At 61.2% G+C, this 15,282-nt stretch carries 15 protein-coding genes; 12 read left to right on the plus strand and 3 right to left on the minus strand.

Annotation, left to right across the window (positions count from 1 at the left end):
- Positions 1-126: 126 nt before the first annotated feature.
- Positions 127-1,347: a CaiB/BaiF CoA transferase family protein gene (locus IAE38_RS11535; RefSeq protein ID WP_201217650.1), complete on the minus strand. Its 1,221-nt coding sequence runs from the start codon at positions 1,345-1,347 to the stop codon at positions 127-129.
- A 22-nt stretch (positions 1,348-1,369) separates the two neighbouring features.
- Positions 1,370-2,551: an acyl-CoA dehydrogenase gene (locus IAE38_RS11540; RefSeq protein WP_201217651.1), complete on the minus strand. Its 1,182-nt coding sequence runs from the start codon at positions 2,549-2,551 to the stop codon at positions 1,370-1,372.
- A 158-nt stretch (positions 2,552-2,709) separates the two neighbouring features.
- Here IAE38_RS11540 and IAE38_RS11545 point away from each other — a divergent pair, with 158 nt between their 5' ends.
- The 10 genes from IAE38_RS11545 to IAE38_RS11590 all read left to right on the plus strand — a co-directional run bounded on the left by IAE38_RS11545 (position 2,710) and on the right by IAE38_RS11590 (position 12,388).
- Positions 2,710-3,618, plus strand: a complete 909-nt coding sequence (locus IAE38_RS11545) for a LysR substrate-binding domain-containing protein (RefSeq protein ID WP_201217652.1) — start codon at positions 2,710-2,712, stop codon at positions 3,616-3,618.
- A gap of 416 nt (positions 3,619-4,034) precedes the next feature.
- The gene (locus IAE38_RS11550; protein ID WP_201163386.1) at positions 4,035-5,156 is read left to right on the plus strand and encodes a Re/Si-specific NAD(P)(+) transhydrogenase subunit alpha; all 1,122 of its coding nucleotides are present in this window, start codon (positions 4,035-4,037) and stop codon (positions 5,154-5,156) included.
- Positions 5,157-5,167: 11 nt separating this feature from the next.
- Positions 5,168-5,488: an NAD(P) transhydrogenase subunit alpha gene (locus IAE38_RS11555; protein ID WP_028633089.1), complete on the plus strand. Its 321-nt coding sequence runs from the start codon at positions 5,168-5,170 to the stop codon at positions 5,486-5,488.
- Positions 5,485-6,921: an NAD(P)(+) transhydrogenase (Re/Si-specific) subunit beta gene (locus IAE38_RS11560; protein ID WP_028633090.1), complete on the plus strand. Its 1,437-nt coding sequence runs from the start codon at positions 5,485-5,487 to the stop codon at positions 6,919-6,921. Before IAE38_RS11555 ends, IAE38_RS11560 begins: the two co-directional genes overlap by 4 nt.
- Positions 6,922-7,103: 182 nt before the next feature.
- Entirely contained in the window at positions 7,104-8,597 is a 1,494-nt protein-coding gene (locus tag IAE38_RS11565; RefSeq protein WP_201217653.1) for an acetyl-CoA hydrolase/transferase family protein, read from the plus strand.
- Between the two features lie 339 nt (positions 8,598-8,936).
- Complete coding sequence (locus IAE38_RS11570) at positions 8,937-9,152, plus strand: DUF1127 domain-containing protein (RefSeq protein ID WP_201217654.1); 216 nt, start codon at positions 8,937-8,939, stop codon at positions 9,150-9,152.
- 290 nt (positions 9,153-9,442) lie between these two features.
- Positions 9,443-9,760, plus strand: coding sequence for a DUF2388 domain-containing protein (locus IAE38_RS11575; protein ID WP_201217656.1), 318 nt, complete (start codon positions 9,443-9,445; stop codon positions 9,758-9,760).
- A gap of 26 nt (positions 9,761-9,786) precedes the next feature.
- Positions 9,787-10,080, plus strand: coding sequence for a DUF2388 domain-containing protein (locus tag IAE38_RS11580; RefSeq protein WP_028633094.1), 294 nt, complete (start codon positions 9,787-9,789; stop codon positions 10,078-10,080).
- Positions 10,081-10,115: 35 nt separating this feature from the next.
- Entirely contained in the window at positions 10,116-10,436 is a 321-nt protein-coding gene (locus IAE38_RS11585; protein ID WP_028633095.1) for a DUF2388 domain-containing protein, read from the plus strand.
- Positions 10,433-12,388 (plus strand): DUF7844 domain-containing protein, encoded by a 1,956-nt coding sequence (locus IAE38_RS11590; protein WP_201217657.1) that lies wholly within the window; start codon positions 10,433-10,435, stop codon positions 12,386-12,388. The genes IAE38_RS11585 and IAE38_RS11590 overlap by 4 nt, the downstream gene beginning before the upstream one ends.
- Before the next feature lie 18 nt (positions 12,389-12,406).
- Here IAE38_RS11590 and IAE38_RS11595 read toward each other — a convergent pair whose 3' ends face one another.
- Positions 12,407-12,808 (minus strand): GFA family protein, encoded by a 402-nt coding sequence (locus IAE38_RS11595; RefSeq protein WP_201217659.1) that lies wholly within the window; start codon positions 12,806-12,808, stop codon positions 12,407-12,409.
- 260 nt (positions 12,809-13,068) lie between these two features.
- Here IAE38_RS11595 and IAE38_RS11600 point away from each other — a divergent pair, with 260 nt between their 5' ends.
- Positions 13,069-14,376, plus strand: coding sequence for a CitMHS family transporter (locus IAE38_RS11600; RefSeq protein ID WP_028633098.1), 1,308 nt, complete (start codon positions 13,069-13,071; stop codon positions 14,374-14,376).
- Between the two features lie 63 nt (positions 14,377-14,439).
- A complete protein-coding gene (locus IAE38_RS11605) occupies positions 14,440-15,210 on the plus strand; it encodes a TerC family protein (RefSeq protein ID WP_028633099.1) in 771 nt (256 codons plus the stop codon).
- Positions 15,211-15,282 lie beyond the last annotated feature (72 nt).

Genomic DNA, 15,282 nt, shown 5'->3' on the forward strand with positions numbered 1-15,282 from the left:
CTTAACTCATTGAATCTCAAGGAGTTTTGCGTTCCGTTGTCGCTGGAAGTGTGGCGCATTATAAGGGGATTCGAGAGGGCGTCAACCGTTTATTTCAATAAGTTGAAATGGGGCATGTACAAGCCTTCATATGACCCCTGTATCTCTCAGCCGCTTCAATTGAGCGGCGTCCAGCCCCAGCACTTCAGCCAAGACCGCATCGGTATGTTCACCCAGTAACGGCGGCGCACGCCGATACTCAACCGGGGTTTGCGACAGCCGTATGGGGCTTGCCACTTGCGGTACGCTGCCACCCAGTGGGTGCGGCATGCTGACGGCCAGGCCTCGAGCCAGTACCTGCGGGTCCTGGAACACCTGGGCCAGGTCGTTGATCGGCCCGCATGGCACACCAGCAGCCTCCAGCTGGCTCACCCACTGCGCCGTGGTCTTGAACACGGTGGCCTGCCTGATCAACGGGATCAGTTGCGCCCTGTTGGCCACGCGCAGCTTGTTGGTGGCGAACCGCGCATCGTCCGCCCACTGCGGCTGCCCGGCCACCTCAGCGAACTTGCGGAACTGGCTGTCGTTACCCACCGTCAGGATGAAGTCACCATCTGCGGTAGGGAAATCCTGGTACGGCACTATATTAGGGTGCGCATTGCCCAGACGCCGCGGTGGGTTACCCGTGGTCAGGTAGTTCATGGCTTGGTTCGCCAGGCAGGCCACCTGCACGTCCAGCAGTGCCATATCTATGTGCTGGCCGATACCTGTCTGCTCCCGGTGCGACAAGGCAGCAAGCATGGCAACGGTCGAATACAGCCCGGTAAGGATATCGGTAAGCGCTACGCCCACCTTCACCGGCCCTTCACCGGCTTCCCCCGCCGGGCGCCCCGTGAGGCTCATGAGGCCACCCAGCCCCTGAATCATGAAGTCATAACCAGCGCGCTTGGCATAAGGGCCTGTCTGGCCGAACCCGGTAATCGAGCAATAGATAAGCCTGGGGTTGACCGCCTGCAGGCCCTCATAGTCCAGCCCATAGGCCGCCAGGCCACCCACCTTGAAGTTCTCGATGACAATATCGCAGGTGGCCGCCAGCTCACGCACCAGGCGCTGGCCCTCTGGCTGGGTGAAGTCGATGGTTACCGAGCGCTTGTTACGGTTGGCCGACAGGTAGTAGGCAGCCTCACTGGTATTATCGCCTTCAGCGTTCTTGAGGAAAGGCGGCCCCCAGGCGCGGGTATCGTCCCCAGACCCGGGGCGCTCCACCTTGATCACGTCGGCCCCCAGGTCCGCGAGGATCTGCCCGGACCAAGGCCCGGCCAGCACGCGCGAAAGGTCCAGCACCCGCAGATGTGATAGCGCGCCCATGGGCCGGCTCCTTATAAGCAGATCAATAGAAGGCCTGGATACCCGTCTGGGCACGCCCCAGAATCAGCGCATGCACGTCGTGGGTACCTTCATAGGTATTGACCACTTCCAGGTTCACCAGATGACGCGCTACACCAAACTCATCGGAAATGCCGTTACCCCCCAGCATGTCCCGCGCCATACGGGCGATGTCCAATGCCTTGCCACACGAATTACGCTTCATGATGGACGTAATCTCTACCGCCGCCGTGCCCTCATCCTTCATACGCCCCAAGCGCAGGCAGCCCTGAAGGGCCAGGGTGATTTCGGTCTGCATGTCGGCCAGCTTCTTCTGGATAAGCTGGTTGGCGGCGAGCGGGCGGCCGAACTGCTGACGGTCCAGGGTGTATTGACGTGCCGTGTGCCAGCAGGCCTCCGCAGCACCCAGCGCACCCCAGGAGATGCCATACCGGGCTGAGTTCAGGCAGGTGAAGGGCCCTTTGAGGCCGCGCACTTCGGGGAAGATGTTGTCCTCGGGGACGAACACGTTGTCCATGACGATTTCGCCAGTGATCGACGCACGCAGCCCCACCTTGCCATGGATCGCTGGCGCGCTCAGGCCCTGCCAGCCCTTCTCGAGCACAAAGCCACGGATGTCACCCGCATCGTCCTTGGCCCATACCACGAACACATCAGCGATAGGGCTGTTGGTGATCCACATCTTGCTGCCGGTAAGGCGATAACCGCCTTCAACCTTACGGGCACGGGTGATCATCGAACCTGGGTCGGAACCGTGATTGGGCTCGGTGAGGCCGAAGCAGCCAATCCACTCACCACTGGCCAGCTTCGGCAGGTACTTCTGCTTCTGCCCCTCGGTACCAAACTCATTGATCGGCACCATGACCAGCGAGGACTGCACACTCATCATCGAGCGGTAGCCGGAGTCGATGCGCTCCACCTCACGGGCGATAAGGCCGTAGCACACATAATTCAGGCCACTGCCGCCGTACTGCTCGGGGATGGTCGCCCCCAGCAGCCCAACCTCACCCATCTCGCGGAAGATTGCCGGGTCAGTCTTCTCGTGGCGGAAGGCCTCGAGGACCCGCGGCGCGAGCTTGTCCTGGGCAAACTGATAAGCGCTGTCACGCACCATGCGCTCTTCTTCAGTGAGCTGCTGGTCCAGCAGCAGCGGGTCGATCCAGTTGAAGCTTGCCTTGGGGGCCATGAGCGTATTCCTCGAATGCGGCAACAGTTCGGTATGCATTGATCCTAGGCCGCAACGGCACGCACCACAAACGACGATTACGCACCAATCAGTGATAATTTCTCACTTCGTAAACCTGTTGAAGCCCAGCTTCACCGCCTACCAAGTGAGGGATAAGCATGCGGCGCAAAATTCCCAGTACCACAGCCCTGATCTGCTTCGAGGCATCGGCCCGCCACGAAAGCTTCACCAAGGCAGCCCAGGAGCTTTCCCTGACCCAGGGCGCAGTCTGTCGCCAGGTAGGCGGGCTGGAAGTGTTCCTTAATGTGGAACTGTTCAGGCGATCACGCCGAGGTGTGAAGCTGACTGAAGCAGGGCTTTCTTATAGCCGGCAGGTTGCAGCCCAGCTGGACGCGGTAGAGCGCGACACGCTGTCGGTAATGCGCCAGCAGGGCGCCAACGTCATCGAGCTGGCCGTAGTGCCCACCTTCGGCACGCAATGGCTATTACCCCGGCTGAAGGATTTCCAGCAACGCCACCCCGACGTCACCGTCAACCTCACCAACCGCACCCGGCCGTTTCTGTTCGCCGATACGCCCTTCGACGCTGCCGTGTATTTTGGCGATGGCGACTGGTCTGGTACCCAGGCCCACAGGCTGATGGGAGAGAACCCGGTACCCGTGTGCAGCCCTGCGCTGCTGCGCGGGCTGCCGGCCCTGGAGGCACAGCGTATTGCCGAACTGCCACTACTGCAGCAGAGCACACGCCCGTACGCCTGGCGCCAATGGTTCGCCAGCGCAGGGCTAAGCGTGGAGGGGGACATGACCGGGCCTCGCTACGAACTGTTTTCAATGCTCTCGCAGGCGGCCATCCACCAGATGGGCATCGCCCTGATCCCTCCATTTCTGATCCAGCGAGAGTTGGAGGAGGGTAGGTTGGTGGTCGCTAACAGGCATGTTCTGAGCAGCCACAAGGCCTACTATCTGATGATTCCGGAGCGCAAGGTTCAGTCGGCATCCCTGGTTGCCTTCCGTGACTGGCTCACCGAGCAGTCACACGCGTATATAAAGACAGCCAGCGCTAACTGACCCCGTAGTCAGCTTTATCCAAAGCCTACAGATATAAATATATGTCGCACTTGATTAATTTTCATGAGCTGCACCAAAATGGTCACCAGCCCCGTCACAGCACGTTTTGAAGCGTAATTTTGCGACATTCACCTTTCCAAACACGAATTATGCAGATTTTATTCTGTTTTTTCGCCTAATCTGCCGAATGCCCGAATTTGCAGGGCTGCGTGAGATGCACTGCGACATGCAGTCACAGGGTGACTTGTAGTTTTACGATGGTTTCGCTCCAGAATGGCTTGTAGGGCCTGAGGTTCGTCTGCAAAATGCTTCGCCCGCCCAGGATTCGGCGGGTTGGGGCTCGATAGCCGCCCCAGCACACCACCCGAAGTGTGCTGGCATTTACAAAGACAAAAGGTCACCGCAGGAGAAATGTCGTGCACATAGGTGTTCCTCTCGAAACGCAGGCCGGTGAGGCCAGGGTCGCTGCGACCCCGGAAACCATCAAGAAACTCATTGGCCAAGGCCATCAGGTCACGGTGCAGCGCGGGGCAGGGCTCAATGCCAGCATTCCCGACAGTGCCTTCGAAGCGGTGGGTGCGGCCCTGGGCAGCGCAACTGATGCCTACGGCGCGCAACTGGTGCTCAAGGTGGTCGCGCCAAACGACCAGGAGCTGGCGCAGGTCAAGCCTGGCACCTTGCTGGTGGGCATGCTCAACCCGTTCAACAGCGAGCTGATCGCCCGAATGGCCGAGCACGGCGTCACTGCCTTCGCCCTTGAAGCAGCGCCACGTACCTCACGCGCTCAAAGCCTGGACGTGCTGTCGTCCCAGGCCAACATCGCAGGCTACAAGGCCGTGCTGTTGGCAGCGCAGCACTACCCGCGCTTCATGCCGATGCTCATGACCGCGGCCGGCACCGTCAAGGCCGCGCGCGTGCTGATTCTGGGTGCCGGTGTTGCCGGCTTGCAGGCCATTGCCACAGCCAAGCGGCTGGGTGCCGTGATCGAAGCCTCCGACGTACGCCCCGCAGTAAAGGAGCAGATCGAGTCGCTGGGTGGCAAATTCATCGACGTGCCCTATGAGACCGACGAAGAGCGCGAGTGCGCCGAAGGGGTAGGCGGCTACGCACGCCCAATGCCGGCCAGCTGGATGCAACGCCAGGCACAGGCTGTGCACGAGCGCGCCAAGCAGGCAGATATCGTCATTACCACGGCGCTCATCCCGGGCCGCAAGGCGCCTACCTTGCTCAGTGCCGAGACCGTTGCCCAAATGAAACCTGGCTCGGTGGTGATCGACCTGGCAGCCGCGCAGGGCGGCAACTGCCCACTGACCGTCGCAGATCAGGTGGTGCAGGCGCACGGCGTAACCATCGTCGGGCCGACCAACCTCCCCGCGCAGGTAGCCGCCGACGCCTCGGCATTGTATGCCCGCAACCTGCTGGACTTCATGAAGCTGCTGTTCGACAAGGACGGCGCGCTGACCATTAACCTGGAAGACGACATCGTCGCGGCCTGCCTCATGTGCCGCGACGGGCAGATCGTCCGCAAGAACGGCTGAGGAGCACGACAATGGAAGACATGCTGATTTCCCATGGCATCTACAACCTCATCATTTTCGTGCTGGCCATCTACGTGGGCTACCACGTGGTGTGGAACGTTACCCCAGCGCTGCACACCCCACTGATGGCGGTTACCAACGCCATTTCTGCCATCGTCATCGTCGGCGCGATGCTGGCTGCGGCACTGACCGTAACCCCCGCCGGCAAGGTGATGGGCACCCTGGCCGTGGCGCTTGCGGCAGTCAACGTCTTCGGTGGCTTTCTGGTCACCCGGCGCATGCTTGAGATGTTCAAGAAAAAAACCAAGAACGAGGGGCAGAAGTCAGCATGAGCATGAATCTGGTAACGCTTCTGTACCTGGTTGCCTCGGTGTGCTTCATCCAGGCACTCAAAGGCCTGTCGCACCCCACCACGTCACGGCGCGGCAACCTGTTCGGCATGATCGGCATGGGGATCGCCATCCTCACCACGGTTGGCCTCATCTATAAGCTGGGTGCCGAGCTCGCTACTGCCGGCATCGGCTACGTGCTTGTCGGCCTGCTGGTCGGTGGTACGGCCGGTTCGATCATGGCCAAGCGCGTCGAGATGACCAAGATGCCGGAGCTGGTCGCCTTCATGCACAGCATGATCGGCCTTGCGGCAGTGTTCATCGCCATTGCTGCGGTACTCGAACCCCAGTCCATGGGCATTGTCGCCGCCATCAGCGACCCGATCCCCACGGGCAACCGGCTGGAACTGTTCTTGGGCGCAGCAATTGGTGCCATTACCTTCTCCGGTTCGGTGATCGCGTTTGGCAAACTGTCGGGCAAATACAAGTTCCGCCTGTTCCAGGGTGCGCCGGTGCAGTTTGCCGGGCAGCACAAGCTGAACCTCATCCTGGGCCTGACCACCATCGCCCTGGGCCTGCTGTTCACGTTCACCGGCCACTACAGCGCCTTCACCCTCATGCTGGCCCTGGCGTTCGTGATGGGCGTGCTGATCATCATTCCGATCGGCGGGGCAGACATGCCGGTGGTGGTATCAATGCTCAACAGCTACTCGGGCTGGGCGGCTGCCGGTATCGGCTTCTCGCTGAACAACTCGATGCTGATCATTGCGGGCTCGCTGGTCGGTTCGTCGGGTGCGATTCTGTCGTACATCATGTGCAAAGCCATGAACCGCTCGTTCTTCAATGTGATCCTCGGCGGCTTTGGTGGGGATACAGATGCGGGTGCGGCACAGGGCTCGAAGGAGCAGCGCCCGGTGAAGTCGGGTTCTGCCGATGACGCCACCTTCCTGCTCAGCAACGCCGACAGCGTGATCATCGTGCCAGGTTACGGCCTTGCAGTGGCCCGCGCCCAGCATGCATTAAAGGAGCTGACCGAGAAGCTGACCCACAACGGGGTGACGGTGAAGTATGCGATTCACCCGGTAGCAGGGCGTATGCCCGGCCACATGAACGTGCTGCTGGCCGAGGCAGAGGTACCCTACGACCAGGTGTTCGAAATGGAAGACATCAACGCCGAGTTCGGCCAGGCCGACGTGGTGCTGGTGCTGGGCGCCAACGACGTGGTCAACCCGGCTGCCAAGAACGACCCCAAGTCACCGATCGCCGGCATGCCCATCCTCGAAGCCTTCAAGGCCAAGACCATCATCGTCAACAAGCGCTCCATGGCCAGCGGCTATGCGGGGCTGGATAACGAACTGTTCTACCTCGACAAGACCATGATGGTGTTTGGTGACGCCAAGAAGGTCATCGAGGACATGGTCAAGGCTGTGGAGTAACCACTGCTGCTGCATCGGCCTATATTAAGCAGAGCCCCGGCCTGATCCAACGGGGCTCTGCTTTTTTGATCCGGATCAACGGCAGCCAACCCTGCAGGGTCATACGACCATGGTCGCGGGACGGCAACGGGCGAAAACACTAGACTGCGCTGCAGTAGCTTAGTAGCCCGAGATAACAATCCATGTACCGTGATCGTATCCGCTTGTCCTCCCTGCACAGCAAGGTAATGAGTGCGGCTGATGCCGCTGGCCTGATCGAGGACGGCATGACCGTCGGCATGAGCGGCTTCACCCGCGCCGGTGAAGCCAAGGCCGTTCCCCACGCACTGGCCGAGCGCGCCAAGCTGACCCCGCTGAAAATCAGCCTGATGACCGGCGCCAGCCTGGGCAACGACCTGGACAAGCAGTTGACCGAGGCCGGCGTGCTCGCGCGCCGTATGCCGTTCCAGGTGGACAGCACACTGCGCAAGGCCATCAACGACGGCAAGGTGATGTTCATCGACCAGCACCTGTCCGAAACGGTGGAGCAACTGCGCAACCAGCAGCTCAAGCTGCCCGACATCGCGGTCATCGAGGCGGTGGCGATCACTGAACAAGGCCACATTGTACCTACGACGTCGGTGGGCAACTCGGCCAGCTTCGCGATTTTCGCCAAGCAGGTGATCATCGAGATCAACCTGTCGCACAACCCCAACCTCGAGGGTTTGCACGACATCTATATCCCAACCTACCGCCCCACCCGTACACCGATCCCACTGGTGAAGGTGGACGACCGTATTGGTAGCACCGCTATCCCCATCGACCCGGCCAAGATCGTTGGTATCGTCATCAGCGACCAGCCGGACTCGCCCTCCACCGTGTTGCCGCCCGATGGCGAAACCCAGGGCATCGCCGACCACCTGATCAACTTCTTCAAGAAAGAAGTGGCGGCGGGGCGCCTGACCAACCGGCTGGGCCCGTTGCAGGCCGGTATCGGCAGCATCGCCAACGCAGTGATGTGCGGCCTGATCGAGTCGCCATTCGAAGAACTGACCATGTATTCCGAGGTGCTGCAGGACTCCACCTTCGACCTGATCGATGCGGGCAAGCTGCGTTTCGCCTCTGGCAGTTCGATCACCTTGTCCTCGCGCCGCAACGCTGACGTGTTCGGCAACCTGGAGCAATACAAGGACAAGCTGGTACTGCGCCCGCAGGAAATCTCCAACCACCCGGAAGTGGTGCGCCGCCTGGGTATCATCGGGATCAACACCGCGCTGGAGTTCGACATCTACGGTAACGTCAACTCCACCCACGTGTGCGGTACGCGCATGATGAACGGCATTGGTGGCTCGGGCGATTTCGCGCGAAATGCGCATTTGTCGGTATTCGTGACCAAATCGATTGCCAAAGGGGGTGCCATCTCCAGCGTCGTACCCATGGTCAGCCACGTGGACCACACCGAGCACGATGTCGACATCCTGGTCACTGAACAAGGCCTGGCCGACTTGCGAGGCCTGGCGCCGCGGGAGCGGGCGCGGGTGATCATCGATAACTGTGTGCACCCAGACTACCGCGCCGCGCTGAACGACTACTTCTACAGGGCATGCGAGCGAGGTGGGCATACCCCGCATATCCTGCGCGAGGCACTCAGCTGGCATGAAAACCTGGAAGAAACGGGGCGCATGTTGGCCAGCTGACCGGCAACCCGCCTGCTTGTGCAACACAATCGAGGGCCGCGATGCGGCCCTTTTTCTTTGCCTGCTACAAACTGCCAGGCATTACCAAAATAAACTGTACTACTGTACTGGTTAAACCTTCATCTCTAAGCCTGATCACCCGAAAAAACCGCTAAGACGCACCAAAATGAGGCATACCAGTACAGTTAGGCTGCTTTCGGGTGCAACAGTACCGTTACACAGTTAACTGGCCCATTATCTTTTGAAGGAACTGTATCTACTGTTATGGACAAGAGGGGAGGATCATTGGCATCAGTTAAATCACTATCTAATGCCGCCATAAGCGGAAGGATGATCATCATGGAACGTACCCTCAGTTCCGGTCTGGTTTTTGAAAGCGAAGCTCAGCAATCCCAGGCCTCCCTGCCTCTGCGTGTAGCCTCCACCCTGCTGTTGTGGCAGCGCCGCATGGCCAGCCGTCGTCAACTGGCTCGCCTGGACGCCCGCCTGCTGGCGGATGCCGGTATCAGTGAGTCGCAGCGTTACGAAGAGCTCAGCAAGCCTTTCTGGCGCTAAGCGCTGGGTTGCCAGCCAGGCTGGCACCACGAATTTCCTAAACCCGCCGCAGGCCACTGCGGCGGGTTTTTTGTTGGTGTGAATAGCGACGCCAGTCTCGTACCAGTACAATTTCCCTTGCATTGCATGAGACAGGTACAGTTGTTGCCAACGGCTGTGTTTAACATTCTGATACACCTACGCGTGATACGCTTCGGCCAACAGTCTGGTAGAACCCACCTTTATGGGTGTCCAAAACCGCCATCTTAACGTCCCAGTAGCATTACGACCCAAGCCAGGAGTTTCCCTACATGCACCGTAACTATCTGATTGGCGCTGCCTTGATGCTGAGCCTGGCCGGCACTGCACAGGCCAGCAGCTTCATCGTGACCACCGACAGTGTGGTCGGCGCGGTAGCGGCCTCCACCGATGCCACCTCCGACGCCACCTCGTCGCTGCGCGACGACAAAGTGGTGCAAGCGGCGCGTGACGACGCCGCCAGCTTCGTCGCCAGCCAAGGTGATATTCGTGGCGCCAAGCTGGAAAGCGCGTTGCTGCACATCCGCTCACAAATGCCAGCCCTGCAAGCCAGTGACGCACAACTGGCCCAGGCTATCCTCGCGCTCTGAGCAAGCCCCGACTGCCTCGTTCAACCATGCGCTATTTGTTGCTGCCGTTGTTGTGGCTCGCCAGTATCGCGGCAGCCCACGCCATGGATACCACCACCCAGGGGTTGGTGATTTCTGGCTATGTCACCAGCCAGGTCACCAGCGCGCCGTTCGACCGCAAACTGGTGCTAGAGGCGCGCGATGACGCTGCAGCCTTCGTGGCCAGTGGAGGGCAGCTGCGGGGTGCATGGCTGGAAGCCGCGTTGGCATCATTAAGGCGCGATTGTACGTGCCGTGGCGCCAGTGACCTGGAACTGGCGCAGGCTATCCTCGTCCAATAACTACCCCTCACTCCCTGTATTTTCGGAGATGCTCCATGCGCAAACCGCTGATTGCCGCGACCCTCGGCATGCTGTTGCTGGCCGACCTGGCTCAGGCACAGACCCTGGTGGCCACCAGCAACATCATCGTGCGTGCCTTTGGCCGCTCGATTGACTTCACGTCCGATACCACCACCTCCATCCGCGACTCGAAAGTGGTGCGTGAAGCCCATGACGACGCCGCCAGCTTTGTCGCCAGCAACGGCGACATCCGCGGGGCCCAGCTTGAAGCCGCCTTCGACACATTGCGCGAACGCGTGCCGCAGGCACGTGACGCCAGCGACCAGGTGCTGGCCGAAGCCATTCTCGCGCTGTGAACAACGTGCGTGTCTGGTTGCTCGGCTGCGCCCTGACGCTGACCGGCACGCCCGCACTGGCAGACCTGCAGCTTGAGCTGCAGGTGGCCGGCCTCGACGCGCAACAGGTAGAGGCCAGCCAGAGGCTGCTCGACGAGGCCATGGCCAAACTGCCACCTCTGTTCAAGCAGCGGCTTGACCGCACTGTTCAGGTCGGCTGGAGCGACCACATGCCGGCCAACGCCTACGGCCAGGCTTCCCCGGTGTCCACCCTCGAACTCAACCGGCGCCTGCTACCCAGCCTTGCCGACGGCAGCGCGGCAACTGAGCCTACGCAGCGCCCTCATGGCACCGTGCGCGCAGAGCTGCTGGCCACCGTGCTGCATGAACTCACCCATATCTACGACCGCGCCCGGCTGTGGCCCAGCCAGGAGCAGTCGCTGATCGCGCGCTGCAAGCGCCAGCAAGGCACCCTGGGCAAAGTGGGCTTGCCCGGCCAGTGCCGCGGCCAGGCCGAGCGCCGCTTCACCCTCAGCGACGACCCGCGCCTGCTCGACCTGGCCGGCTGGCAGCAATACGTAGGCCGGCGCGGCGAGCGTGAGCAGCACAATGGCCAGTTCGTGCGCAGCCCCGACAGTTACGAACTGAGCACCCCGAAGGAATACATCGCGGTCAACATGGAGTACTTCCTCCTCGACCCGAGCTATGGCTGCCGCCGCCCGGCGCTCAACCAGTACCTGCGCGAGCATTTCGGCTGGGCGCCCCCTCAGGACACCTGCGCCAAAACCCTGCCGTTCATCAACGCCGGCAGCGACTTCGCCCGCCAGCCACTGGGTGAAGTGGACCCCGAGCGTGTGTACGAAGTGGACTTCCTGCTGGCCGAAGCCAATCAGAACCTGGTCAGCCGCTGGGGGCACAGCATGTTACGCCTGGTCATCTGCAAGCCAGGCCGCCCACGGGGCCCGGACTGCCGGCTGGACCTGGACCAGAGCCTGGTGCTCTCGTACCGCGCATTCGTCAATGACGTGCAGTTGTCCAGCTGGGATGGCCTGGTGGGGGTGTATCCGTCACGGCTGTTCGTACTGCCCCTGGGCCAAGTGATCGACGAGTACACCAAGACCGAGCTGCGCAGCCTGGCTTCCGTACCGCTCAAGCTCAACCGGGAAGAGATCGAAAACCTGGTGCGCCAGGCGGCGGAAATGCACTGGAGCTACGACGGCAATTACTGGTTCCTGTCGAACAATTGTGCGGTGGAGTCGTTGAAGCTGTTACGCAGCGGCACTGCCAACCCCAAGCTCAACGACCTCGACAGCATCATGCCGAACGGCCTGCTGGCCGTGCTCAGCGGCCGCGGGCTGGCCGATACCCGCGTGCTCGACAACCCCCGCGAAGCGCTGCGGCTGGGTTACCGCTTCGATTCTTACCGGGACCGCTACCAGGCCATGTTCGAGGTGCTGAAGAAGCAACTGCCGGTCGAACAGAAAGCAGTGGAAGACTGGCTGGCGCTGGATGCCGAGCAACGCCGCAGCTGGTTCGCCAAGGCTGACCTGCGCACCAGCGCCGCGTTGCTGCTGCTGGAACAGGCTGGCCTGCGGCGGCAATTGCTGCTGGCCCAGGATGAAGTCAAGCAACGCTACCTCAATGCCGCGGCGCTCAAGGACGGTAGCATCGACAAGGCTGACGCCACCCTCAAGCAGATGCTCGCCAACAGTGGCTTCCTGAGCCGGCCGGCCGAACTGCTGGATTCAACCGGGTACGGGCTGCCTCAACCTGAGGAGCGCAAGCACCTGGAAACAGTCAGCCGCGAACGCCAGGCGCAGCTGTTGCGGCTGAGCACCAGCCTTGACCAGGAGGTGAGGGCGCTGCTGGAGCCGTCGAGGGCCAAGCAGATTGCTGCAGTTGAAGCCAACGTAAAACAGATCGGCGAGCACCTGCGGGCGCTGCACAAGGCAGCGGGTGGCCTGCAGTTGTGATTGAGCTGGCCATACAGCCTATAACCTTTCGCCAAACTCCGAAGGCAAATGCTCGTCCAGGTGCAACCAAGGCACCCGGCTACCCACCCAGATATGCCGATTGGCCCGCACCCGCTCCGGCTGGTCCAGCGTCGCGACCGTTACATCCACCGTGTCAGGGCTGTGCGAAGTCACCAGCGCCAGATGAGCACCGCAGCGCCCGCAAAAATAGCGGCTGCAACTGGCCGGTGCCACATAGCAGCTCGGCACCCCCTGCAACCAGCTGAAGCCCGAGCGGGGCAGCGTGACCCAGGTCACCACCAGCCCGCCACTGACCCGTCGGCAAATGGAGCAATGGCAGTGGGCGACATCTGACAAATCGCCCTCCAGCCGGTAGCGCAGGGCGCCGCAATGGCAGCCCCCTTCCGTCATATCACCCATGCATAACCTCCTGTCGACTTTGTTGCAGCGAAAGCTGGCTGAAAGCTTGCCCACCTAGGATAGCCCCCATTGCCGGCACAGACCGGTCAGCCAGGGCACGGAATACCGCGCCCGGCGCAATCCAACAACAACAATGGTGACCCCGATGCCTTTCCGTGCCCGACTCGTCGTAGCCCACATCCTGCAGCTCCATGCACAGCGCCCTACGCGCTGACCCGCCCGAATCGCCTTAACTTTCGCGCCTCGCCTGGAGTACTGCCATGCTGACTTTCCTTGGCTTTGCCATGGTCATCACCTTCATGTACCTGATCATGACCAAGCGCCTCTCGGCCTTGATCGCACTGATTCTGGTACCCATCCTGTTCGCCATGTTCGGCGGTTTTGCCAGCAAGATCGGCCCCATGATGCTAGAAGGCATCAGCAAACTCGCGCCCACCGGCGTGATGCTGATGTTCGCCATCTTGTATTTCGCCCTGATGATCGACTCCGGCCTGTTCGACCCGGCCGTGCGCAAGATCCTCAAACTGGTCAAAGGCGACCCGCTGAAAGTGTCGGTGGGTACCGCCGTGCTGGCCCTGGTGGTTTCGCTGGACGGTGACGGCGCTACCACCTACATGATCTGCTGCGCGGCCATGCTGCCCATGTACAGCCGCCTGGGCATGAGCCCGCGGATCATGGCCGGCCTGACCATCCTGGCCGGCGGCGTAATGAACATGACCCCGTGGGGCGGGCCGACTGCACGTGCAGCCAGCGCACTGCACGTCGACCCTTCGGACATCTTCGTCCCGATGATCCCCGCCATGTTGTTTGGTGTGGTGGCCATCCTGGGTATCGCCTACCTCTACGGCAAGCGCGAGCGGGCTCGCCTGGGTGAGCTGCACCTGCCCACTGACGATATCGACCACAGCGAAATCAGCGTGTCGCAGTACCCGGAAGCCCGGCGCCCCAAGCTGCTGTACTTCAACGGCGCCCTGACCGCCGCCCTGATGGTGGCACTGATTGCCGGTGTACTGCCGTTGCCCGTGCTGTTCATGATCGCCTTCAGCATCGCCATGATCGTCAACTACCCGTGCCTGCAGCAACAGAAGGACCGCATCGCCGCCCACGCCGGCAGCGTACTGGCAGTGACCGGGCTGATCTTCGCAGCCGGCATTTTCACCGGCATCCTGTCGGGCACCGGCATGGTCGATGCCATGTCCAAGAGCCTGCTGGCGGTCATCCCCGAAGCGCTGGGCCCCTACCTTGCGGTCATCACAGCCATCGTCAGCATGCCGTTCACCTTCTTCATGTCCAACGATGCGTTCTACTACGGCGTGCTGCCCGTGCTGGCCGAAGCCGCCAGCCATTACGGCATCACCCCGGTCGAAATGGCCCGAGCGTCAATCGTCGGCCAGCCCGTGCACCTGCTCAGCCCCCTGGTACCCTCCACCTACCTGCTGGTGGCCCTGGCCGGCATCGAGTTCGGCGACCATCAGCGCTTTACGCTCAAGTGGGCGGTGCTGGTATGCCTGTGCATAATGTTTGCCGCGCTCTTGATGGGCATCTTTCCGCTGTTCAGTAGTCTTTAATACACTCGCATTCTCCCTTGCCGCACGCCTGGCGTGCGGCCTTTACCGCTTGAAGGAAAACACATGGAATGGCTGACCAGCCCGGAAATCTGGGTTGCCTTTTTCACCCTTACCGCACTTGAAATCGTGCTGGGGATCGACAACATCATCATGATCTCGATCCTGGTCAGCCGCATGCCCAAGCACATGCAGCCGCGCACTCGGATCTTCGGCCTGGCCCTGGCTATGGTCACCCGCATCATGCTGCTGCTATCCATCACCTGGGTGATGCGCCTCACCAACGACCTGTTCGTGGTCCTGGGTCAGGGCATTTCCGGGCGTGACCTGATCCTGTTCTTCGGTGGCCTGTTCCTGCTGTGGAAAAGCTCCCAGGAGATCTACCACGGCCTGGAAGGCGAAGATGAAAACGCCGAGGAGCCCAAGGGCTCGGGCGGCAAGTTCTTCTACACCATCATCCAGATCGCGATCATCGACATCGTCTTCTCGCTGGACTCGGTCATCACCGCAGTGGGCATGGTTTCGCACGTACCGGTCATGATCGCCGCCATCGTGGTCGCCGTACTGGTGATGATGGCCTGCGCCGGCGCCATCAGCGACTTCATCGACAAGCACCCTTCGTTGAAGATGCTCGCCTTGTCGTTCCTGATCGTGGTGGGCACCGTGCTGATTGCCGAAGCATTCGACGTGCATGTACCCAAGGGCTATGTGTACTTCGCCATGGCGTTCTCGCTGGCAGTGGAAGCCATCAACATCCGCATGCGCACCGCCGTTGCCCGCAAAGCCGGCAAGGATCACGACCCGGTGAAACTGCGCAAGGACATCCCGGGTCAATAAACCCAGGAAGCTGCAAACCCCAAAGGGCCTTTCAAGGCCCTTTTCTTTTTTGGGCAGCCCGCCCCATGGCAT

This window comes from Pseudomonas sp. S32, from assembly GCF_016648095.1.
Classification (GTDB): Bacteria; Pseudomonadota; Gammaproteobacteria; order Pseudomonadales; family Pseudomonadaceae; genus Aquipseudomonas; species Aquipseudomonas parafulva.

What these genes read in the sequence shown, in the direction of transcription:
- IAE38_RS11595 (WP_201217659.1), bottom strand. Translation starts at nt 12,808, where the DNA reads ATGGGTGATATGACGGAAGGGGGCTGCCATTGCGGCGCCCTGCGCTAC.
- IAE38_RS11560 (WP_028633090.1), top strand. Translation starts at nt 5,485, where the DNA reads ATGAGCATGAATCTGGTAACGCTTCTGTACCTGGTTGCCTCGGTGTGC.
- IAE38_RS11535 (WP_201217650.1), bottom strand. Translation starts at nt 1,347, where the DNA reads ATGGGCGCGCTATCACATCTGCGGGTGCTGGACCTTTCGCGCGTGCTG.
- IAE38_RS11575 (WP_201217656.1), top strand. Translation starts at nt 9,443, where the DNA reads ATGCACCGTAACTATCTGATTGGCGCTGCCTTGATGCTGAGCCTGGCC.
- IAE38_RS11580 (WP_028633094.1), top strand. Translation starts at nt 9,787, where the DNA reads ATGCGCTATTTGTTGCTGCCGTTGTTGTGGCTCGCCAGTATCGCGGCA.
- IAE38_RS11570 (WP_201217654.1), top strand. Translation starts at nt 8,937, where the DNA reads ATGGAACGTACCCTCAGTTCCGGTCTGGTTTTTGAAAGCGAAGCTCAG.
- IAE38_RS11565 (WP_201217653.1), top strand. Translation starts at nt 7,104, where the DNA reads ATGTACCGTGATCGTATCCGCTTGTCCTCCCTGCACAGCAAGGTAATG.
- IAE38_RS11585 (WP_028633095.1), top strand. Translation starts at nt 10,116, where the DNA reads ATGCGCAAACCGCTGATTGCCGCGACCCTCGGCATGCTGTTGCTGGCC.
- IAE38_RS11555 (WP_028633089.1), top strand. Translation starts at nt 5,168, where the DNA reads ATGGAAGACATGCTGATTTCCCATGGCATCTACAACCTCATCATTTTC.
- IAE38_RS11605 (WP_028633099.1), top strand. Translation starts at nt 14,440, where the DNA reads ATGGAATGGCTGACCAGCCCGGAAATCTGGGTTGCCTTTTTCACCCTT.
- IAE38_RS11600 (WP_028633098.1), top strand. Translation starts at nt 13,069, where the DNA reads ATGCTGACTTTCCTTGGCTTTGCCATGGTCATCACCTTCATGTACCTG.
- IAE38_RS11545 (WP_201217652.1), top strand. Translation starts at nt 2,710, where the DNA reads ATGCGGCGCAAAATTCCCAGTACCACAGCCCTGATCTGCTTCGAGGCA.
- IAE38_RS11540 (WP_201217651.1), bottom strand. Translation starts at nt 2,551, where the DNA reads ATGGCCCCCAAGGCAAGCTTCAACTGGATCGACCCGCTGCTGCTGGAC.